At 43.1% G+C, this 21,952-nt stretch carries 18 protein-coding genes; 14 read left to right on the top strand and 4 right to left on the bottom strand.

Annotation, left to right across the window (positions count from 1 at the left end):
• Positions 1-56: 56 nt before the first annotated feature.
• Genes ACRAD_RS08765 through ACRAD_RS08755 form a run of 3 tightly spaced genes read right to left on the bottom strand, consistent with a single transcriptional unit; the run spans position 57 to position 3,051 of the window.
• Positions 57-776, bottom strand: coding sequence for a FadR/GntR family transcriptional regulator (locus ACRAD_RS08765; protein WP_005026662.1), 720 nt, complete (start codon positions 774-776; stop codon positions 57-59).
• Positions 777-832: 56 nt separating this feature from the next.
• Positions 833-1,603, bottom strand: coding sequence for a nuclear transport factor 2 family protein (locus tag ACRAD_RS08760; protein ID WP_005026659.1), 771 nt, complete (start codon positions 1,601-1,603; stop codon positions 833-835).
• 17 nt (positions 1,604-1,620) lie between these two features.
• Positions 1,621-3,051 carry a gamma-aminobutyraldehyde dehydrogenase gene (locus ACRAD_RS08755; protein ID WP_005026658.1) on the bottom strand — a complete coding sequence of 477 codons (1,431 nt, stop codon included), beginning with the start codon at positions 3,049-3,051 and terminating at the stop codon, positions 1,621-1,623.
• A 384-nt stretch (positions 3,052-3,435) separates the two neighbouring features.
• Here ACRAD_RS08755 and gabT point away from each other — a divergent pair, with 384 nt between their 5' ends.
• From gabT to ACRAD_RS08740, 3 genes are all read left to right on the top strand, one after another.
• Positions 3,436-4,716: a 4-aminobutyrate--2-oxoglutarate transaminase gene (gene gabT, locus ACRAD_RS08750; protein WP_005019631.1), complete on the top strand. Its 1,281-nt coding sequence runs from the start codon at positions 3,436-3,438 to the stop codon at positions 4,714-4,716.
• Positions 4,713-6,161: an NAD-dependent succinate-semialdehyde dehydrogenase gene (locus tag ACRAD_RS08745; RefSeq protein WP_005026654.1), complete on the top strand. Its 1,449-nt coding sequence runs from the start codon at positions 4,713-4,715 to the stop codon at positions 6,159-6,161. The genes gabT and ACRAD_RS08745 overlap by 4 nt, the downstream gene beginning before the upstream one ends.
• Positions 6,162-6,313: 152 nt before the next feature.
• The gene (locus ACRAD_RS08740; RefSeq protein WP_005026647.1) at positions 6,314-7,585 is read left to right on the top strand and encodes a Glu/Leu/Phe/Val family dehydrogenase; all 1,272 of its coding nucleotides are present in this window, start codon (positions 6,314-6,316) and stop codon (positions 7,583-7,585) included.
• A 149-nt stretch (positions 7,586-7,734) separates the two neighbouring features.
• Here ACRAD_RS08740 and dsbD read toward each other — a convergent pair whose 3' ends face one another.
• Positions 7,735-9,585, bottom strand: a complete 1,851-nt coding sequence (dsbD, locus tag ACRAD_RS08735) for a protein-disulfide reductase DsbD (protein WP_010700313.1) — start codon at positions 9,583-9,585, stop codon at positions 7,735-7,737.
• 313 nt (positions 9,586-9,898) lie between these two features.
• On the opposite strand from dsbD, the gene ACRAD_RS08730 reads away from it, so the two are divergent.
• The 11 genes from ACRAD_RS08730 (at position 9,899) to ureC (ending at position 21,946) form a co-directional block, all read left to right on the top strand.
• On the top strand, positions 9,899-10,321 hold the full coding sequence (locus ACRAD_RS08730) for a YeeE/YedE family protein (protein ID WP_005026639.1): 423 nt from the start codon (positions 9,899-9,901) through the stop codon (positions 10,319-10,321).
• The gene (locus ACRAD_RS08725; protein WP_005019643.1) at positions 10,318-10,731 is read left to right on the top strand and encodes a DUF6691 family protein; all 414 of its coding nucleotides are present in this window, start codon (positions 10,318-10,320) and stop codon (positions 10,729-10,731) included. Before ACRAD_RS08730 ends, ACRAD_RS08725 begins: the two co-directional genes overlap by 4 nt.
• 13 nt (positions 10,732-10,744) lie before the next feature.
• Complete coding sequence (locus ACRAD_RS08720; RefSeq protein WP_005026638.1) at positions 10,745-11,617, top strand: MBL fold metallo-hydrolase; 873 nt, start codon at positions 10,745-10,747, stop codon at positions 11,615-11,617.
• A gap of 334 nt (positions 11,618-11,951) precedes the next feature.
• Positions 11,952-13,400: an NAD-dependent succinate-semialdehyde dehydrogenase gene (locus ACRAD_RS08715; protein WP_005026637.1), complete on the top strand. Its 1,449-nt coding sequence runs from the start codon at positions 11,952-11,954 to the stop codon at positions 13,398-13,400.
• 140 nt (positions 13,401-13,540) lie between these two features.
• Entirely contained in the window at positions 13,541-14,476 is a 936-nt protein-coding gene (locus ACRAD_RS08710) for a p-hydroxyphenylacetate 3-hydroxylase reductase component (RefSeq protein WP_005026635.1), read from the top strand.
• Between the two features lie 345 nt (positions 14,477-14,821).
• Positions 14,822-16,228 carry an aldehyde dehydrogenase family protein gene (locus ACRAD_RS08705; RefSeq protein ID WP_005026633.1) on the top strand — a complete coding sequence of 469 codons (1,407 nt, stop codon included), beginning with the start codon at positions 14,822-14,824 and terminating at the stop codon, positions 16,226-16,228.
• A 764-nt stretch (positions 16,229-16,992) separates the two neighbouring features.
• Positions 16,993-18,420 carry an amino acid permease gene (locus ACRAD_RS08700; RefSeq protein WP_016801283.1) on the top strand — a complete coding sequence of 476 codons (1,428 nt, stop codon included), beginning with the start codon at positions 16,993-16,995 and terminating at the stop codon, positions 18,418-18,420.
• A gap of 231 nt (positions 18,421-18,651) precedes the next feature.
• Positions 18,652-19,524, top strand: coding sequence for an urease accessory protein UreD (locus ACRAD_RS08695; RefSeq protein ID WP_005026629.1), 873 nt, complete (start codon positions 18,652-18,654; stop codon positions 19,522-19,524).
• 86 nt (positions 19,525-19,610) lie between these two features.
• Positions 19,611-19,913, top strand: a complete 303-nt coding sequence (ureA, locus tag ACRAD_RS08690) for an urease subunit gamma (RefSeq protein ID WP_005019651.1) — start codon at positions 19,611-19,613, stop codon at positions 19,911-19,913.
• A 9-nt stretch (positions 19,914-19,922) separates the two neighbouring features.
• On the top strand, positions 19,923-20,249 hold the full coding sequence (locus ACRAD_RS08685; RefSeq protein WP_005019652.1) for an urease subunit beta: 327 nt from the start codon (positions 19,923-19,925) through the stop codon (positions 20,247-20,249).
• The gene (ureC, locus tag ACRAD_RS08680; RefSeq protein WP_005026626.1) at positions 20,246-21,946 is read left to right on the top strand and encodes an urease subunit alpha; all 1,701 of its coding nucleotides are present in this window, start codon (positions 20,246-20,248) and stop codon (positions 21,944-21,946) included. Before ACRAD_RS08685 ends, ureC begins: the two co-directional genes overlap by 4 nt.
• Positions 21,947-21,952: the final 6 nt, after the last annotated feature.

The raw sequence follows: 21,952 nt of genomic DNA, 5'->3' as shown, positions 1-21,952 counted from the left end.
CTTGTTATTTCACCGTCTGGATAGGAACATGCAACGTTCCGGTATATCTATTCTTGTTATGCGATGGACAGTTTGTACTCGAGCATCTGGTCAGTCAGCATCGAGATAATTTTTTTGGTGTGCAGTGCTGCCTGAGCTTCATCTGCCTGATCTAGCAATGGCAATAATTGCTGATATTGCTCAACTACATCTGTATGAAAGTCTGTATCCTGATAAAGTATCGCAACCAGAGGGGCCCACTCTGCCTGAATGGAAAGCTCCTGATTGGCTAGTCTTGAAGACTGTGCAAACGAAGCTAGAGTTAACAGACAGCGCATATCGGTTTGTGCGCGGGTATCCGGTTGTGTAGCCTGTGCAAATAGATGGATCAGTTCCCTCATTTTTGAAAGATCTTGTGTTGTCGTGCGCTGGGCAGCCAGATATACACTATGGCCAAGAATGGCGCTATGGTATTCGCCCAGATCTGCCAGATAATCACTACTGGCCTGCCGCAAGGGATGCTGCTCTAGCAACAGATCAGGAGAAATTTCACAGATAAAACTTCCACCGTTACGTCCACGTCGCGTATCAATCAGGCCTTTTACTCTCAAGGTGTTTAATGCTTCACGAACCGTAATGGGTGATACCCCCATAAGGCGGGCCAAATCGGCCTCATTTGGAAGCTGTTCATTACTTTTGAGCAGACCAGAAATGATTGCATTTTCTAGCCGTCCTACCACCTGTTCCGAGCGCGTGGCCTGCTCGATAGGCGCAAATATAATGGTATGTGCTGTCATGGCTAACTCTCTTTAAAGCCAGGCATAAAATACCCGGCTCAGGAAGCGGCTAATCTTTAAAATACGCCATAGCGATGTACAGCCTGGTCATCTTGGGGAACTGGAGCAATTGCATCCCAGAGTTCAACGATTTTACCGTCTTCTACACGCCATAATTCAAAATAGGCATGACGTGTACCTGCAATACTTCCTTCAGAGTGGGTCAAGACAAACTGGCCATCGGCAATGGTGCGATGAATTTTCGAGTATAGCAAACCTTGACCTTCGTTACGGATTTTGTTGAGGAAATCGATCACTGCCACAGTACCGTCACCAATATCAGGGCTATGCTGCTGAAATAATTCGCCGTTAGCATAATCTCTGAAGCCTTCATAATCACCTTCGATCAGCGTACGGGTAAAAAATTCTTTTACCAGTGACCGGTTATGTTCTTCCTGACCAGTCTTTGCTACCTCAGTGGGCCCGTCAAGCTGGGTACGGCCACTAAGATTGGCTGCTGCTTCAGGGACTAATCCGTCCCAGTGTTCTACAATTTTGCCATCTTTAACCCGGTAAATATCAAAACCGACCAGTGGCTGTTCATCTAGCCCTTCAAAGCGTCCATGAATAGCGACCAGATCGCCATCGGCCAAGATGCGAACAGCTTCATGTTTAAGATTTGGACAGTCTTGTACCAGTTGACGCAAACCAGAAAGCCCATCTGCGACCAGAGGCGAGTGTTCAATAAAGTCTGCCGAGAAGTAACGTTCAAGCGCACTGGTGTCATGCAGGCTGAACAGTTCATGATGCGCAGTTCCGACCAGTGCTTTAATTTCCTGTTGATTCATGTTTGGCTCCAGCCTGACTAGTCATTTGAACTCATTACGTGCTTGATACGGGTATATTCTTCAAAACCGTAACCTGACAGGTCTTTACCATAACCTGATTTTTTGAAGCCGCCGTGTGGCATTTCAGCAGTCAGCGGAATATGCGTGTTGACCCATACTGTACCAAAATCAAGTTCGCGGCTGAGACGTGTAGCACGCCCGTGATCTCTGGTCCATACACTTGAAGCCAAGCCATATTCAACGTCATTGGCTTTATAAATGGCATCCGTTTCATCACTAAATTTTTGTACGGTAATCACTGGACCAAAAATTTCATTTTGAATTACTTCATCCTGCTGTTGCAGACCAGTAATAACTGTAGGTTCAAAATAATAGCCTGGACGGTCAGCATGACGACCACCAGTTTCAATTTTGGCATGTGAGGGCAGACGTTCAATAAAGCCTGTCACATGTTTAAGCTGGTTGGCATTATTGAGTGGGCCATATAAGGCATTTTCATCATCTGGTTCACCGAACCGAGTGTTCTTTGCAGCAGCCACCAGTTTCTGCACAAATTCGTCATGTACTGCTTCAGATACAATTACTCGGGTTGCGGCGGTACAGTCTTGCCCGGCATTAAAAAAGCCGGTCATGGCTATCATCTCAGCCGCTTTTTCGAGGTCGGCATCTTCAAAAACCAGAACCGGAGCTTTACCTCCAAGTTCCAGGTGAGCCTTGGCAAGATTGGCCGCAGCAGAGGCTGCCACCTGTAAACCGGCACGCACTGAACCGGTAATCGATACTAAGGCTGGAACTTTATGTGAAACCACCTTGGAGCCTACATCTGCCTTGCCTAACACCACGTTAAAAGCGCCTTTTGGAAAGAATGGTGCTGCAATTTCTGCCAGCAGTAAAGTGCTTTCCGGTGTGGTATCGCTAGGTTTAAGCACAACGGTATTGCCTGCAGCCAGTGCAGGTGCAATTTTCCAGACAGCCATCATGAGTGGATAGTTCCAGGGTGTTACCTGACCGACTACACCCACTGGCTCACGGCGGATACTGGACGTTAAGCCTTCCAGATATTCAGATGTTGCTGTCCCTTCCAGTAAACGTGCTGCGCCTGCAAAAAAGCGGATCTGGTCCGCACATATTGCTACTTCTTCAGAAGCGATCAGATGCTTAAGCTGTCCAGTATTACGGCTCTGTGCTTCAATTAGGCGGTCTGCATTGGTTTCAATAGCATCGGCCAGGCTTAGTAAAGCTTTCTGGCGTGCAGAGGGCGTAGTCCGTCCCCAGGTTTTAAATGCTTCTTTAGCAGCAGCATAAGCGGCATCTACTTCTGCTTCAGTTGCATTAGGCGACTGTGCATATAGTTCTCCAGTTACCGGACTGATCAGATCAAAATAATTATTGTCTTGCGGTTCAGAATATTCACTATTAATAAAATGTTTTAGTTTTACAGTCGTCATTTTTTACTCTTCCTTGGTTATAAAATATTACATATAAAACTATATGTATTATGTTTTATTTAAACTGTCAAATTATTTTTTTAAAAAGAAATAAAAGCAGGAGTAAGCAAAAAAATTTATCTAATTATTTTAGTAATTAGTAAGTAACTAAAAAGATTAACTTAATTTTTAAAAACCTAACATAACCTTGAAGGGAAAATAATTTTTTTATCTAACCTATTAAGATTCTCTATTTTTTATAGCAAAACAGATTGGCTCCTAAAGAAGAACAAGAAATGGCTCTCGTCAGAATGGGGTAAAAGGGTGAGATTAAAGCAGTCATCAGTCGTCAGACAAGCCTAGAGCAGGAACTGACGGTGCTTAAATAAAAATGAGGTACAAAAAATGGATTCTAAACATACTGATATTAACAGCCGCAAGCAGCAGGCCACTCCACGCGGTGTAGGCATTATGTGCTCATGGTATGTAGAACGTGCAGAGAACGCCACTCTGTGGGACATGGATGGGCGTGAATATACTGACTTTGCAGGCGGGATTGCCGTACTGAACACTGGTCATCGCCATCCGAAAGTGATTGCAGCAGTAACTGAACAGCTCGGAAAATTTACTCATACGGCATACCAGGTTGCGCCTTATGAAAGTTATGTATCTTTAGCTGAGCGTATTAACCAGCGTGCGCCTATTGAAGGGCCGGCAAAAACAGCTTTCTTTACCACAGGTGCAGAAGCTGTAGAAAATGCAGTCAAAATTGCCCGGGCTGCCACTGGTCGTTATGGCATTATCACATTTAGTGGCGGTTTTCATGGCCGTACTTTTATGACTATGGCAATGACGGGTAAAACAGCACCTTATAAACGTGATTTTGGTGTCATGCCGGCAGGTGTATTCCATGGCCGCTATCCATCGCAGTCACAGGGAATCAGTGTGGACGATGCAATGGAAAGCATTGAAAATATTTTCAGTACTGACATGGTACCTCAAGATGTTGCCGCTATTGTACTTGAACCGGTGCAGGGGGAAGGTGGTTTCAATGTCGCACCTCAGGAATTTCTGGTGCGTTTGCGTGAGCTCTGCGACCAGCACGGTATTTTACTGATAGCCGATGAAGTGCAGACCGGTTTTGCCCGTACCGGACAACTGTTTGCTATGCAACATTACAGTATCAAGGCCGATATGATTACTATGGCTAAAAGCCTCGGCGGTGGCTTCCCGATTTCTGGCGTAGTGGGTCGTGCCGAAATAATGGATGCACCGAACCCGGGAGGACTGGGCGGTACTTATGCCGGTAATCCGCTGGCTGTAGCGGCTGCACATGCAGTAATTGATGTGATCGAAGAAGAACAGCTTTGCGAGCGTGCACATGTACTGGGTTCACAGCTCATCAAAACCCTGGAACAGCTTAAAGTTACCAGCTCCATGATTCAGGATATACGTGGTCTGGGTTCTATGGTCGCGGTAGAGCTTGAATATGCTGAGCAGGCAAAAGCGATTCAGGAATATGCCATGAGCCAAGGTCTTTTGCTGCTGACTTGTGGTAAATCAGCGAATGTTATCCGTTTTCTATATCCACTCACTATTCCGGCTGAACAGTTCCAGAAAGCTCTGGATATTCTGAAAGCCGGTTTCACAGCAGTCACCCAGCAAAATCTGGAGCGCTCTGCATGATCCAGCAAAATTTACAGTATTTACTGGACCATCCCGACATCACTTTTACCCAGCCTTCAGCTGATCATTATATCTGTGTACAGGATGCTGCTACAGGAGAACAGCTGGCTTGGGTCAGAACTTATGACCGTGCGGCTATAGAAAATGCTATTCAACGTGCTGAACAGGCACAGGCTGTCTGGAAACAGCAGACTGCCCTGCAAAAAGCTGATCTACTGTGGAACTGGTACCGCCTGATGCTCAAGCATCAGGAGGATCTGGCACAGATCCTGACTGCCGAACAGGGTAAACCGCTGTCAGAAGCACGGGGCGAGATTAGTTATGCTGCATCTTTCATCCGCTGGTTTGCTGAGCAGGCTCGTCGTGTAGATGGAGAGGTTTTGACATCATCTCAGGCACAGCAACGGTTACTGGTAATTAAACAGCCAATCGGAGTAACAGCGGCAATTACACCCTGGAACTTTCCGGCCGCCATGATTACCCGCAAGGTAGGACCAGCACTTGCTGCGGGTTGTTCAATGCTGATTAAGCCAGCAGAACAGACGCCACTTAGTGCTTATGCACTGGAGGTTCTGGCATTACAGGCAGGTATTCCAAAAGATGTCATGATTACACTGAGCGGCGAATCAATTGAAGTTGGCCAGACTTTATGCGAAAGCGACGTTGTCCGCAAGCTGAGCTTTACCGGTTCAACCGAGGTCGGCCGCATTCTCATGAAACAGTGTGCGCCAACAATTAAAAAGCTGTCACTCGAACTTGGGGGGAATGCGCCGGTTATTGTATTTGATGATGCCAATCTGGATCAGGCTGTAAAGGGAATAATGGCTAGCAAATTCCGTAACAGCGGCCAGACCTGTGTATGTGCAAACCGTATTTATATACAGGAAGGTATTTATGATGCAATCAGTGAACGTGTGATTGCTGAAGTTGCCAGGTTAAAAGTGGGTGACGGCCGACAGTCTGAAATAACACAAGGCCCACTGATTGACGAAGCTGCAATTGAGAAGGTCCAGTCGCACATTGAAGATGCCGTTAGCAAAGGTGCAAGCATCCGTACAGGCGGCAAACGGCTAAATCAAACCAGCACATTTTTTGAGCCAACCGTTTTAACTGGTGTCACTCAGGAAATGAAAATTTCTCGTGAAGAAACTTTTGGTCCACTGGCTCCATTATTCAGTTTTAGTACTGAAGAAGAGGTAATCCAGATGGCAAACAACACAGAATTCGGGTTAGCTGCTTACCTGTTTACACAAAGTACAGCCCGGCAGTGGCGTGTGGGGGAAGCGCTGGAATACGGCATGGTAGGCATCAATACTGGCCTGATTTCAACAGAAGTTGCTCCTTTCGGTGGTATAAAACAGTCAGGGCTGGGGCGCGAAGGCTCGCAGCATGGGATTGATGAATACCTGGAAATGAAATATTTATGTGTTGATATAAGTAACTAAAATTCAAAAATATCACATAGCCTGAGTGGTGGAAAATTTTTTCATCTCTCGGGCTATGTTGATATATGTTAAAGGTTCTTCACTTCTATATAGAAGTCCACCACTATAAGAACTTCTCCCATGCACATTAGAATTTCCTGAAGGAAACAGTTATGTCTAATCTTTCTTATATTAATGAAGAGGCAGGCGCCTGGAATACCTATCTGGCCCAGATTGATCGGGTGGCTCCATATCTGCAACATCTTGCTGATTATATTGATACTTTAAAACGTCCCAAACGTGCTCTTATTGTCGATGTGCCCATTGTAATGGATGACGGAACCATTCGGCATTTTGAGGGCTACCGGGTACAACATAATCTGTCCCGCGGTCCGGGGAAAGGAGGTATTCGTTACCATCCAGATGTGGATCTGAATGAAGTCACCGCGCTGGCTGCCTGGATGACCATTAAAACAGCTGTAGTCAATCTGCCTTTTGGTGGTGCCAAAGGCGGGATTCGAGTTGATCCGCGCGCTTTATCAACCCGTGAACTGGAACGGTTAACGCGTCGTTATACCAGTGAAATTGGCCATATTATTGGCCCACAAAAAGATATTCCGGCTCCTGATGTGGGCACTAACCAGAATGTCATGGGCTGGATCATGGATACTTATTCATCAAATAAGGGCTATACAGTGACAGGTGTAGTTACGGGCAAACCGGTCCATTTAGGGGGGTCGCTGGGACGTGTCAAGGCCACTGGCCGTGGCGTGTATATTACCGGACGTGAGGCTGCCAAAAAAAATAATCTGGCGATTGATGGTGCTAAAGTCGCCGTACAGGGGTTTGGTAATGTGGGCAGTGAAGCAGCAAATCTGTTCGCACAGGCAAATGCCAAGGTGGTATGTATTCAGGACCATACCGGTACGATCCTGAATAATAATGGTATTGATCTGGACGCTTTACGAATTTATATGGAAGAGCATCCAGGTGTACTCGGTTTTCCAGGTGCTACGCCTATAACTAATGACGAGTTTTGGGATGCTGAAATGGATATCCTGATTCCGGCAGCGCTTGAGGGACAAATTACTGTTGAACGTGCTGAAAAATTAAAAGCCAAGCTGGTTTTGGAAGGCGCAAACGGTCCGACCTATCCTGAAGCTGATGACGTGTTGCTGCAACGGGGCATTACGGTGGTGCCAGATGTTATCTGTAATGCCGGAGGGGTAACTGTCAGTTATTTTGAATGGGTACAGGATATTTCAAGTTACTTCTGGACTGAAGAAGAAATTAATCAGCGTTTGGATAAACTGCTTATTCAAGCAATTCATGATGTCTGGAATACTGCTGAGGCCAAGAAATGTACTCTGCGTACCGCTGCCTATATTCTGGCATGTGAACGAATTCTGATTGCACGTAAAGGTCGCGGCATCTTCCCGGGTTAACTTTTAACCGGTAGATAAATGCTAAAACCATTGTGAGAAAAACCCAAACAGGATCTATAGATTGATCAGGTTTGGGTATTTAACAGTAAAAAACTATTTGTAAATTAGTATATAAATAAGCAAATAACTTTACCGTTTTAAGATTCAAATTAATTCTCTGTATGCCTGAGCTGACGAATGAGCTGCTCGGCATTAAAGGCACCGGTTAGCCGAAGCTCACGTTTTTCTTGCCCATCCGGCTGTAAAAATAGAACCGTTGGAGGCCCCAGAATTTCCCGTTCAGATAAAATCTCATCCTGAGAAGGCTGATAATGAGACAGGTCAAGTTTGATTCTTTGCCATGATTTTAATGCTCCTTGTACATCTGCACGTGGCGTAATATCGCGCTCGATAGGCTGGCAAGCAACACACCAGTCCGCATACACATCAATCACGATAGGACGCTGAATTTGACGAGCTTTGGCCAGTACTTGATTTAATTCTTCAGCATTTCGTACTATCTGCCATGCATGAAGTTCAGAGGCATGTTGTTCGGCATTTAAAGATGACAGAGCATTTTTTATATTCCATCCACTTACGCCAATCAATAACGCTGCCAACAAGCAGGTCAAAATCTTGGCTTGCCCCTTGTTCTGCTTTCGGGTGATCCAGCCCAGATAAAGTGCGAGGGCCAACAGTAAACCTGCAAACAGAGAATAATATAATGTCAGAGAGAGTAGAGGCCGGATAAAATATACTGCCATCATCAGCATAATAAAGCCAAAGCTGAATTTGAGACGCTCCATCCACAGTCCGGGTCTAGGCAGGAAGCGGGCACCAAATACTGCAGCAATAAATAATGGCAGACCGATACCCAGGCCGAGCATAAACAGGTACAGACCGCCCAATAATGGACTTTGTGTCTGTGAAACAAATAAGAGTGAACCAGCTAAAGGCGCACTCATGCATGGGCCAACAATCAGGGCTGAAAGGACCCCCATCACAGCAGCGCCGTAAATGGTTCCGCCAGTCTGCCGGTTCTGGATACGGTCCAAACGCTGCAAAATACCTTGGGGTAGAGACAGCTGAAACAGGCCAAGCAGATTGAATGCAAATACTACAAATAGCAGTGCAAAGCCAATAATCACCGGTGGACTTTGAAACCAGCGCTGAAAACTGTAACCAACCCCAGCCACCAGCATGCCCATTAATGCATAAACCAATGCCATACTGACAACGAATGCTGTAGCGATAGGAATAGCCCGGTAACCTTTTTTACGCTGCACGATAATGCCTGACAGAATCGGAATTAAAGGTAAAGAACAGGGCAGGAAAGCCAGAAGTATTCCAAAAATAAAAAAGATCAACAGATTAAGTAGCCAGGAATCCTGCGAGAAAAGATTTAAAAATACCTGATCATTATTCCATTGATTTGACCAGAAAAAAGAGCTATCTGAAGTATTTTTAGAACTAATAGATTGATCTGTATTGGTATTTATAACTTCTAGCTGTTGAGCTTTATAAGTTGAGGACTGCCCTGCATCAGAAGATGAATCAATATCCTCACGGCTAACAAGCGTCGGATTTTGTTGTGCCGGTTCGCTACCTGTAAATGAAGCCTGAGTATTACCAAGCTGTAGCAAGCCGTTTTTTTGAGACTGTAACTGCGGAAAAAGTCCATCCTGATCAGTGGTCAAGGTAGTGCGTTGTACCGGATAACACAGCCCGTCTGCCGAGCAGCCCTGCCAGCTGATCTGATAACTGGTCTTTGGCTTCACCTGAATTTTAGCTGCAACCTGATGATAATGAACCTCTGTAATTCCAAAGGTTGGATCATTTTTCTTTGTACCTTTAGGCAGTTCAATGTTTAATGGCTGCTGGCCAACCATAACCTTGAACTGGTTATGATACAAATAATAATGTGGTGCAATATTCCATTGTAGCAGGGCTTCTTTTTGTGAAACTGATTCAGCCTTGAGCTGGAAGGCCTGTGCGGCAGGCAGAAAACTAGCATTTGCCAAAGCGCTAGTACTGACTATGCTCACAAAACAGGAGAGTAAAATTTTTCTAACGTGCACTTCTATTCATAGGGGAGGCTAAATATTTAATTGTATTATGCCTGTCTTAAAAACAAGACGCTATGAACAGTTTTGTTATTCATTTTCAAGCAAACTAGTCATAAAAAACGAATAAACTCATTATAAATTTCTATTTATTCCAAGTTTTATTAAAAAAATAGATATAACAAATATATAGGAAATTATTAAGATTTAATAATTGATTAAAATATATATTTATATTATATAAAAATATATATTGTTATTTGGTGAATCTATGATTCAGGACTATTGGCTTGCCCTACTTGGTGGAGCATTACTTGGCTGTTCGGTGATCGGCTACCTGTGGGTCAATGGCCGGATCGCTGGTATCAGTGGGCTGATTGCACAGGTACTTGATCCCGCTACTTTATGGAAAACACCGGCTCTCTGGTTTTTGCTGGGCCTTATATTAACGCCTTTTCTATATAGCTTATTTGTAGTACCAGAGATTGAATTGAATGCTTCGCCCTGGATGATGATTATCGCCGGGTTATTAGTGGGCTTTGGTACCCGTCTAGGTTCTGGCTGTACTAGTGGTCATGGTATCTGTGGTATTAGCAGGCTTTCCAGACGCTCAATGGTTGCTACATTAAGCTTCATGCTCGCAGGTTTTATCACGGTTTATCTGCTTCGGCACGTTCTGAGAATACAGTCATGAAAAATATTTTGGCCTTTATATTTGGTAGTATTTTTGCGCTTGGGCTGAGTATTTCAGGAATGGCTAATCCTGAAAAAGTACTGGATTTTCTGGATATCACTGGTACATGGGACCCAAGTCTGGCTTTTGTGATGATAGGTGCCATTTTAGTGGCCATTATTCCGTTTCAGAAAGCGCTACGTTCTGCCGAGCCTAAAACTGTATTCCATGAAACAATAGAACTACCCACCAATCAAAAAATTGATTCTAAACTCATCATGGGTGCGCTGATTTTTGGTATGGGCTGGGGTATAGCTGGAATTTGTCCTGCACCAGGACTGACCCTGATCGGCCTTGGCCATTATGAATCACTCTATTTTATTTTAGCGATGCTAGCTGGTGTATTTGTTCATCGCAAATGGTTTGGATAGGAGAGCGAATATCATGACAATAAAACCTCTGGTTAAGGCATTTTTTGATAATGATACCAATACTTTCAGTTATGTAGTTACTGATCCTGTCACAAAGCACTGTGCTGTCATTGACAGTGTAATGAATTATGATGCAGCTTCAGCTTCCATGCATTACCAGCAGGCTGATGAAATTTTGCATTATATTAAACAGCAGGGCTTAACGGTTGAATGGATTCTTGAAACACATGTGCATGCTGATCACATGACAGCTGCGCCATATATTCAAAGTAGTGCAGGTGGCAAAATTGCCATGAGTAAAAAAATCTCTGTAGTGCAGGAGACTTTTAGCAAAATTTATAATTTTGAGCCTGAATATTTTAAGGTTCATCATCCTTTTGATTATCTGTTTGAAGATGGTGAAAAGTTCAAAATTGGCGAACTTGAAGCCTACAATATTCCGACACCGGGGCATACACCTGCCTGCCTGAGTTATGTCATCGGTGATGCTGTTTTCGTAGGAGATACCTTATTCATGCCAGACTACGGTACAGCACGTTGCGACTTTCCAAACGGCAGTGCTGAACAGCTGTTTGATTCGGTACAGGCTTTATATCAATTACCTGATCATACCCGGGTATTCCTGTGTCATGACTACAAGCCAGAAGGCCGGGATGAGTTTGTACATGAAACGACCATTGGTGCGCAGAAACATGGCAATGTCCATATTCAGGAAAATACCCGCAAACAGGATTTTGTAACTATGCGCACCCAGCGCGATGCCAAATTATCTATGCCTAAACTAATCTTGCCAGCGATTCAGATCAATATGGATGGAGGACAATTACCAGAACCGGAGGCAAATGGGGTACGTTATCTGAAAATCCCTCTTAACTTCTTTAATTAATTTTGCTCAAGAGCTCTACCTATAACAGGAAGAAACTCATAAAGACTAGTAATGCCAGAACTTAAACTCATCTGAAAATTCTGGTTCTGGCCAAGCAGCATTAAAATTTTTTTTATTACATTTCATGTTTTATATTAGTCTTAAAATTCTAAAAATATCTTTTATAAAAAACACATAGTGACTCGATTGAGGTTTGGTACAAAATTTGTCTTAGTTAGTCTAAAAAAAATATTTCTAAAAAAAATTATGAAATAATTGTTAAAACAACCGTATTTAAACATTGAAGAGAAACCAAGCCATTAAAGTGTTTAAGCGTTTATCAGGGAGTGTATTAGTGCAATTAAAAAATTCTGGTTTATTTAAACAACAGGTATTTATTGATGGTCAATGGCTAGAAGCAGAGCAGAATAAAAGTTTTGCCGTAATAAACCCGGCTACTGGTGAAACCATTGCTCATGTACCTTCTGTTAGTGAACAGCAGGTAGTAAAAGCAGTAGAAGCAGCTGATCAGGCACTACAAAGCTGGAAACAGACCACTGCAAAAGAACGTTCAATCCTGCTAAAAAAATGGTACCAGCTGATGATTGAACATCAGGAAGATCTCGCGATAATTCTAAGCACGGAACAGGGTAAACCAATGACCGAAAGTCGGGGGGAAATTCTGTATGGTGCAAGCTTTATCGAATGGTTTGCTGAAGAGGCTAAACGCACTTATGGTGATGTGATTCCCCATGATAAGCAGGGACGTCGCCTGCTTGTGATTCGTCAGCCAGTTGGCGTAGTGGCTGCAATTACACCTTGGAATTTCCCCAATGCCATGATTACCCGTAAAGTTGGTCCGGCATTGGCGGCAGGCTGTACTGTCGTGATTAAACCAGCTTCTGAAACTCCACTTTCTGCACTAGCTCTGGTCGCTCTGGCTGAAGAAGCCGGAATTCCAAAAGGTGTAATCAATGTAGTGACTGGCAGTGCCCGTGAAATAGGTGGAATCCTGACTCAGCATCCTCTGGTGCGTAAGGTATCTTTTACCGGTTCGACCGCCATTGGTAAATTACTGATGCAGCAATGCTCTTCAACCATGAAAAAAATCAGTATGGAATTAGGTGGTAATGCACCATTTATTGTCTTTGAGGATGCAGATCTGGATAAAGCAGTTGAGGGAGCGATAGCATCAAAATTCCGTAATAGTGGCCAGACCTGTGTATGTACCAACCGTATTCTGGTTCAAAACAGTATTTATGATACTTTTGTTGAAAAGCTTGCCGCTGCTGTAGCAAAACTCAAAGTTGCTCCTGCTTTTGAACCGGGTGCAGAACAAGGCCCGCTGATTAATGAAAAGGCAGTTGAAAAAGTTCAGCAACATATTGATGATGCAACCTCCAAAGGAGCTAAAGTCATTTATGGTGGGCAGCGGCATCAATTAGGTCAGACATTTTTTGAGCCAACCGTCTTAACTGATGTAACCCCAGATATGCAAGTCGCACAAGATGAAACCTTTGGACCACTAGCACCAGTTTTTAGATTTACCGAAGAAGCAGAAGCTATCCGTATGGCGAATGATACTGAATTTGGCTTAGCTTCTTATATTTATACGCAAAATCTAAGTCGGGCCTGGCGTGTAAGCGAAGCTCTTGAATACGGTATGGTCGGTATAAATGAAGGTTTAATTTCTACTGAAGTTGCACCTTTTGGTGGAATAAAGGAGTCGGGTTGTGGCCGTGAAGGTTCTAAATATGGGATCGAAGACTACCAGGAACTTAAATACTTGTGCATGGGTATCTAGTCAGTTTCTGGCAATTTCTTTGAGAATGTAATCGTATAGTTTTATGATAGCCTGATATTTCATGATGAAATCATGAGTATAAGGCCTGTCCAGGAAACTATTTAACGTTACAATAACAGGGAGAAATTAGACTGAACGTTATGAACACAATTAACACAGCCCCTGTTATTGATACTAAAGCCTTTCGCCGGGCACTGGGTAATTTTGCAACCGGTGTCACTGTAATGACTGCTCAGAATAGTCAAGGTGAAAAAGTTGGCGTAACAGCTAACAGTTTTAACTCTGTCTCACTTGACCCAGCATTGATTCTATGGAGTATCGATAAAAACTCTTCAAGTTACCGGATCTTTTCACAAGCCAGTCATTTCGCGGTCAATATTTTATCTGCGGCTCAAATTGAATTTTCCAATAATTTTGCCCGCCGTGCAGAGGACCGTTTTGCTGGAGTCGATTTTGACATGGGTGCCGGTAAAGCACCTTTATTAAAAAACTGTTCCGCTGTGCTGGAGTGTGAAAAATTTGATATTGTTGAAGGGGGTGATCACTGGATCATTCTGGGTAAAGTGGTTAAGTTTCATGACTATGGCCGTTCTCCTTTACTTTATCATCAAGGTGTTTATTCTGCGGTACTGCCTCATCCGAGTTTGAATACGCCTGTTGAGTCCAGAGAAGATAGTTTTCCTGGCCGTTTATATCATAACATGTACTACTTGCTAACTCAGGCAGTGCGAGCCTATGAAAGCGACTATCAACCCAAACAGCAGGCTACAGGTTTTCGGACCAGTGAAGCACGTTTATTACTTGTATTGGACAGTAAAACTGCCAGTAGTAAAAGTGCACTGCAGCATGAAGTCGCTATGCCGATTGCCGAGGTTGAACAGGCAGCCGAGATTTTAGCCCAAAAAGGTTTGCTTATTGAAACCGAGACTACTTATGTACTTACGGAACACGGAAAGAGTGTGGCCAATATGCTCTACCGGATTTCTGAAAGTCATCAACAGGAAGTATTTTCAAAATATACAGAAGAGCAACGCGAACTCTTTAAAGAAATGCTTAAAGACCTGATTGAACTTTAAAAAGTTTTTAATTTTATATTTAACTTGTTCTGTTATTTTGTCTTATCTGAATTATGAACAGTTTAGGTAAGATCTTCACGTCTTTATAATAGCCTAAGCATACTGACCTTATTAAAATTTAATAATTTATTTTAAAATTTAATTACATTATTTATAATAAATTTATGCATAATGTAATAGGTCCAACGCTTAAATAAAAGGTATTTAAATAATAAGATGAATTAATTTAAATCCTAAAATAAGGATATTAAAGCAAAAGTGATTTATTTTGAAATCTGGAAAATTTTTATCAATTCTTAAATTGCTCAATTTAGTAATTTTTATAACACTAACCAGGATGGTAGTATGAATACTCATGTCATTATTAACGGTGAGAATATTCAAGGATCAGCAGAAACTTTTAAAGTGCTGAATCCAGCTAATGAAGAAGTAATCACGGAAATAGCCAGTGCAACCCCAGAGCAGGTCAATCAGGCAGTTCAGGCTGCTACTGAAGCTTTCAAGCAATGGAAAAATATTTCTGATAAGGAAATTAATAACAGTTTTAGTAAAATTGCGAATGATATCCGTCAGGAAAAAAAAGAAATTGCCCGGTTAATTACCTTGGAGCAGGGAAAGCCATTAGGCTTGGCAGAGTTTGAGGTAGAAGCAGGTGCTAGCTGGATTGAATACATCGCCAGTCTTGAAATACCAGTTGAAACTATTCAGGAACCTGGTGGTAAAACTATTCAGGTTTATAACCGCCCACTTGGTGTGGTCGCATCGATTACACCATGGAACTGGCCGTTTATGATTGCAGTCTGGCATCTGTTTCCGGCCTTAAAAACTAAAAACTGTATTGTCAATAAACCCTCAGAATATACTCCTTTAAGTACAGTCAAACTGGTAGAAATTATTAACCGTCATGTACCAAAAGGCGTGTGTAGCGTAGTACTTGGCACAGGTAAAGTCGGGCAGGTTCTCAGTGAGCATCCTGATATCGCCAAAGTTACATTTACCGGTTCGACACGTACCGGGCAGAGTATTTTGAGCCATTCGGTTAATACACTTAAAGGTGTAGTACTGGAATTGGGTGGTAATGATGTAGGAATCGTACTAGACGATATTGACGTAGATAGCACGGCCGAGAAAATTTTTGGCTCGGCGTTTTTAAATGCTGGCCAGACTTGTGCCGCATTAAAGCGCTTATATGTGCATGAAAATATTTATGAGGACTTAATACATAAACTGGTAGAAATAGCTGAACGGCAGGTTGTGGGTAATGGACAAGAAGAAAACACAACTTTTGGTCCGGTACAAAACCGTATGCAGTTTAATAAAGTTAAGGCGCTTATTGAGGATGCGATTGCTCAGGGTGGAGAACTGCTTACTCAGGCACCAGTACTGCCAGAAAACGGCTATTATATTGCACCGACTTTGATTGCAAACCTAAGAGAAGGTGTGGCACTGGTAGATGAAGAGCAATTTGGTCCGGTTTTACCTATTATAAAGTTTAGTGAGATAGATGATGTGATCCAGCGCGCCAATCAAAGCTCTTTCGGGCTCGGCGGTTCAGTCTGGAGCCAAAATATTGAAAAAGCTCAAGAGATTGCCAATCAGCTAGAATGCGGTACGGTGTGGATTAACAGTCATGCTGACCTGTCACCTGCTGCACCATTTGGTGGTTGGAAACTTTCCGGCTTGGGTTATTCATTTGGATTGGATGGCCTACTTTTATTTACCAAGAAACAGGCAATCCATATCAGTCGCTAAAATGTTAAGGTGCCTCTTAGCTGATAAATGAGATAAGAGGCATTTAACAGTCTGTTTTAAACGTGCAAGGTCAGGTTATATTCAAAGAATATAAGTAATTCTATTCTTCAATTATTCATGCCTATAGTTATGTTTAATTCTAAAAATCAAAGCAATAAATTTTAAAATATAAAAAATATTAAGCCTGGTTTTCATATATTAAATCGGTACCTTAACTTGATGATCAGAAATATAAATTGGCTCCTGACAAATTTTAAAAAATGGTACTCGCAGGCTCTGGATAAACACGCCATATTGTTTAGGTCGATAGGGCCAGATGTATTAAAACAAGTGGTGGCGAACGTACCATGTACATGAGTAAAAACTTGTACTTGCAGAGAATATTAAATAATGAATCTAAAAAATAAAGTCAGAAGCAAAGATTGAATGCTGTTTGGCAATATCGAGTATTTTTAGTGTGGTGGCGGCTATAGTTTAAGTGACACGAGCTAAATACCTCTGATTTTTAAAGTAAGTCTCTAACCTGACTATAGTTTCCTTAAACTCTAAAGCTAATGTGTATAAATAAATCTGATTGATCAAGATCATTATTCATTTTAATTGCTGGCTATAAACTCTGGACTCTTCAATTCAAGCAAAACAATTTCGTAAGGTGTAGATATGGCATTTTTATTTCAGGACTAATGTACAGTTTGCTGAATCTTGAAATTTTTTAAGTCGCTATCTATTTGCAACCATTAAAAAATTCATGGAATGAATACAAGATGCAGATAAATAAAAAAGAATCTTCGAATCAGTTAAGTGATTCATTAAAAACCAGACACCTCACCATGATGTCAATTGCCGGTGTTATTGGCGCTGCTTTATTTGTTGGCTCAGGTAGCATTATCGCAGCAGCTGGTCCGGCAGTAATACTGGCTTACTGTGCCGGTGGAGCTCTGGTGGTATTTATTATGCGCATGCTGGGTGAAATGGCGGCCACCTCACCCGATACCGGTTCTTTTTCGACTTATGCAGAACGTGCCATCGGGCGCTGGGCGGGCTTTACGATCGGTTGGCTGTACTGGTGGTTCTGGGTGCTGCTGATGGCGTGGGAAGCTTATGTGGCAGGATTAATCCTGCATGAATGGTTTCCCTTACTCAGTGTAAATGTATTTACCCTGATGATGACGATTACTCTGACTGCCATCAATTTTATGCGGGTGAGTAAATATGGTGAGGTAGAGTTCTGGTTTGCTCTAATTAAAGTGATTGCAATTGTCCTGTTCATTGTTTTGGGTATATTGGCAATTTCCCGGTTATGGCCAGTGGGTGGCGTCAGCGGCTTAAGCAATCTTAGCACTCATGGCGGCTTTATGCCCAATGGTTTGGGGCCGGTCATTGTTGCTTTACTGGGGGTCATGTTTTCATTTTTAGGCGCAGAAATTGTAACGATTGCCGCGTCAGAATCTAAAAATCCGGTAGAACAAACCAAGCGCGCTATTAAATCTGTAGTCTGGCGGATCTGCCTGTTTTATATTGGCTCAATCTTCTTGATTGTCTGTATTGTTCCATGGAATGATCCTTTGCTTAGCCAGACAGGTTATGGAGCATACCGCCGTACTTTTGAAATATTAGGTATTCCTGCAACCAAGTGGATCATGAACTTCGTAGTACTGACATCGGTCAGCAGCTGTTTTGTTTCAGGTCACTATACCGCATCACGCATGTTGTATTCGCTTTCAAAGCGAGGAGATGCACCCACCCTGTTTCAAAAAACCCGTAAAAATGGTACACCAGTATTTGCTGTATTGGCCTCTTGTGTAGTGGCATTTGCTATTGCACTGATGAATTTTTTTGATGCACTTAAACCCAGAGAAATTCTGGATATACTCATGAACACCACGGGTATGATCGCGATGCTGGTTTATCTGGTGATTGCTATTTCTCAGCTCAGACTACGCCGGAAAATGGAACGCGAAGGTCAGGAAATCAAACTCAAAATGTGGTTTTTTCCGTGGTTAAGCTATCTGGTGATTGCTTTTATTGTTGCATCTTTAATTGCCATGACTTTTATAGAGCAATATCGTGTTCTGGTTATTTCTACAGGTGGAGCGGCATTAATCGTTATTTTTATTGGGATTACACTGCAGTTTAAAGCTTACCGGAGAAAACTGGCAGCCCAGCGTCCACTTAAACGAAGTTATTTCTAGTATATCAATTCATCCATGCCTTAAATCTTTTTTAAATTTTTCAGGTTATAGCTACTGTTATAGATGCTATAACCTGATGATTTTTTAATCATACATTTTAATTTAAATACTGTTTTACTAGCTTATAATCTGCTCATTTCTCTCATTGCTTAATATAAAAATTATCTCTTCAGCACATTTTGGTGCAGTTTTTGCATTTTTCCAGATGATCTTATTAAAAGTTTTAAGAAAATGCAGTTTTTGAATGAAGATAAGCCCGATGAATCTGCTCGCTGGTTTGCACGTCTGGAATTGGGTTTTAAAGCAGCACAGGACCGCACTATTTTACAGCATCGTTGGCATTTTGGACCAATTAGGGTGCAAAAAATGTTATGGCCAGAAAAAACTGGAGTGTGTCATGTCATTATTGTGCATCCGCCTGCAGGAATTGCCGGGGGCGATCATCTGACTTTCAAGATTCATGTGGATGAAGAAGCACATGCCTTGGTTACTACTCCTGGTGCCGGAAAATGGTACAAGACCAATGCGAAACAGGCTTTCCAGCATATTCAGATTCAGGTTGAAAATAATGCAATTTTTGAATGGGTTCCTCAAGAAACCATGCTGTTCAATGGAGCATGGGCACACACTGAAACCACAGTTCAACTAAAGAACAATGCCAGCTTTATTGGCTGGGATATGCTGGTGATTGGGCGCCAGGCGCGAGATGAACGGTTTACTGAAGGCCTGTTTCAGAACCGCTTTAAACTGTTAAGAAATGAGCAGTTACTGGTCGCAGATAGCCTGAACTTTAAGGGGAATGACCGCTGGCTTAGCTCGTGTCTGGGAATGAATAATCGTGCAGCTATGGGAAGTTTCTGGGCTATAGCACCTGAAAAATTTAGAACCAGCTTTTATCTGGATCAACACCTTGATCTGATCCGTGAGCTGATGATGCGTATGGATACACCAGTAACTTTAACTCTGCTCAATGATGTGATTTGTGCCCGTTATCTGGGGGATGATGTCCGTCAGTGCCATGATGCCTTTGCGGCAATCCGTGCCCGGCTGCGACTTTACTGGTTTGACCTGAATGAAGAGTTTCCACGAATCTGGAAAACCTGACAGTTAAATAATCTTCAAGCCTGCGCATTCTAAAAAAACTTGCATATATATTGCATGACATTTGTGAAGAATTTTAGGAAAGAGATATGGAACTCAACCCTACTGAAAAAGACAAATTATTGATTTTTACTGCTGGCTTGGTAGCAGAACGTCGTAAGGCACGGGGGGTAAAGCTGAACTATCCTGAAGCAATTGCTTTTATTTCAGCAGCATTACTTGAAGGTGCACGTGACGGTATGACGGTAAGTGACCTGATGCACTATGGCACTACCTTGCTTACACGCGCAGATGTCATGGAAGGTATACCGGAAATGATCGCGGAAGTGCAGGTAGAGGCAACGTTTCCAGATGGCTCCAAGCTTGTGACTGTCCATCAACCGATTGTCTAGGAGAGCAATATGATTCCGGGTGAAATTTTTACCCCTGACCTCGACATTGAAATGAATGTCGGTCGTCAGACCTTGAAAATCACTGTAGCAAATGCCGGAGACCGTCCAGTTCAGGTGGGTTCACATTTTCATTTTTATGAAGCGAATGATGCATTGCAATTTAACCGGGAAGCCACAAAAGGCTACCGGCTCAATATTGCTGCGGGTACAGCAGTGCGTTTTGAACCCGGTCAAAGCCGCTCTATAGAGCTGGTTGCGCTGGCAGGCAAGCGTGAAGTATACGGGTTTGCGGGTCGTGTAATGGGCAAGCTGGAAGAACAGGAACACAAAAAATGAAAATGTCACGCCGTGCCTATGCGGAAATGTTTGGTCCAACACTCGGTGACCGGGTTCGTTTGGCGGATACCGAACTGTTTATTGAAGTCGAACAAGACCTGACTACCTATGGCGAAGAGGTCAAGTTTGGCGGTGGTAAAGTCATTCGTGATGGAATGGGGCAATCGCAGCTGCTAGCAGAGGAGGTGGCCGATACCATAATTACTAATGCGTTAATTGTCGACTGGTGGGGAATTATTAAGGCTGATGTCGGTCTAAAAAATGGCCGGATCTGGAAAATTGGTAAGGCTGGTAACCCGGATATTCAACCCAACATTACTATTCCTTTAGGAGCAGCAACTGAAGTGATCGCAGGTGAAGGGCAGATTCTGACTGCAGGGGGAGTTGATACGCATATTCACTGGATTTGTCCGCAGCAGGTAGAAACTGCACTCATGTCAGGTATAACCACTATGATTGGTGGTGGAACCGGGCCTGCAGCCGGTACTTCGGCAACTACTGTTACTCCAGGGCCATGGCATATCTCGACCATGTTGCAGGCCATTGATGATTTGCCCATGAATATTGGTTTACTGGGTAAAGGTAACTTAAGCAAACCGGAACCAGTTGCCGAGCAGATCCAAGCCGGTGTGGTGGGCTTAAAACTTCATGAGGATTGGGGATCAACGCCAGCGGCCATCGATAACTGTCTAACTGTAGCAGAAAATTATGATGTACAGGTCGCCATACATACCGATACTTTAAATGAAAGCGGATTTCTGGAAGAGACCCTGGCAGCATTTAAAGATCGTACGATTCACACTTACCATACCGAAGGTGCGGGTGGTGGACATGCTCCAGACATTTTAAAAGCAATCGGGCAGCCGAATGTTCTACCATCTTCTACTAACCCGACCCGGCCTTATACGATAAATACTATTGATGAGCATCTGGACATGCTGATGGTCTGCCATCATCTCGACCCGGCTATTGCTGAAGATGTAGCCTTTGCAGAAAGCCGTATACGTCGTGAAACCATTGCAGCAGAAGATATTCTGCAAGACTTGGGCGCAATTGCCATGATGTCATCAGACTCGCAAGCCATGGGTCGTGTAGGTGAAGTTATTATCCGTACCTGGCAAACCGCGCACAAAATGAAAGTACAACGCGGTACATTAGAAGGCGATAATCCCAGTCATGACAATAACCGTGTAAAACGCTACATCGCAAAATATACAATTAATCCGGCAATTACACATGGATTAAGCCATGAAATCGGCTCAATAGAAGTCGGTAAGCTGGCTGATCTGGTACTGTGGAAACCGGCATTTTTTGGGGTGAAACCTTCCATGATTATTAAAGGCGGCATGATTGCTGCTGCGCCCATGGGCGATATTAATGCCTCTATTCCAACCCCGCAGCCTGTACATTACCGCCCAATGTTCGGGGCATTTCCACGAGGTGTGCACAATACCTGTATTACCTTCTTGTCACAAGTAGCAATTGAGAGAGGTGTACATAAAAAATTGGGACTAAAAAAGCTCATCAGTCCATGCAAAGAAACACGTAACCTCACTAAAGCGGATATGAAGCTAAATACTTACTGTCCTGTGATGGAAGTAGACCCGGAAATTTACGATGTACGGGCAGATGGGGAATTACTGACGTGTGAACCTGCGGAAGTGTTACCAATGGCGCAGCGTTACTTCTTGTTTTAAATGGTA

Source organism: Acinetobacter radioresistens DSM 6976 = NBRC 102413 = CIP 103788, from assembly GCF_006757745.1.
Taxonomy (GTDB): Bacteria; Pseudomonadota; Gammaproteobacteria; order Pseudomonadales; family Moraxellaceae; genus Acinetobacter; species Acinetobacter radioresistens.
The sequence above is the reverse complement of the archived record's forward strand: the minus strand, read 5'-3'. Positions and strand labels throughout refer to the sequence as shown.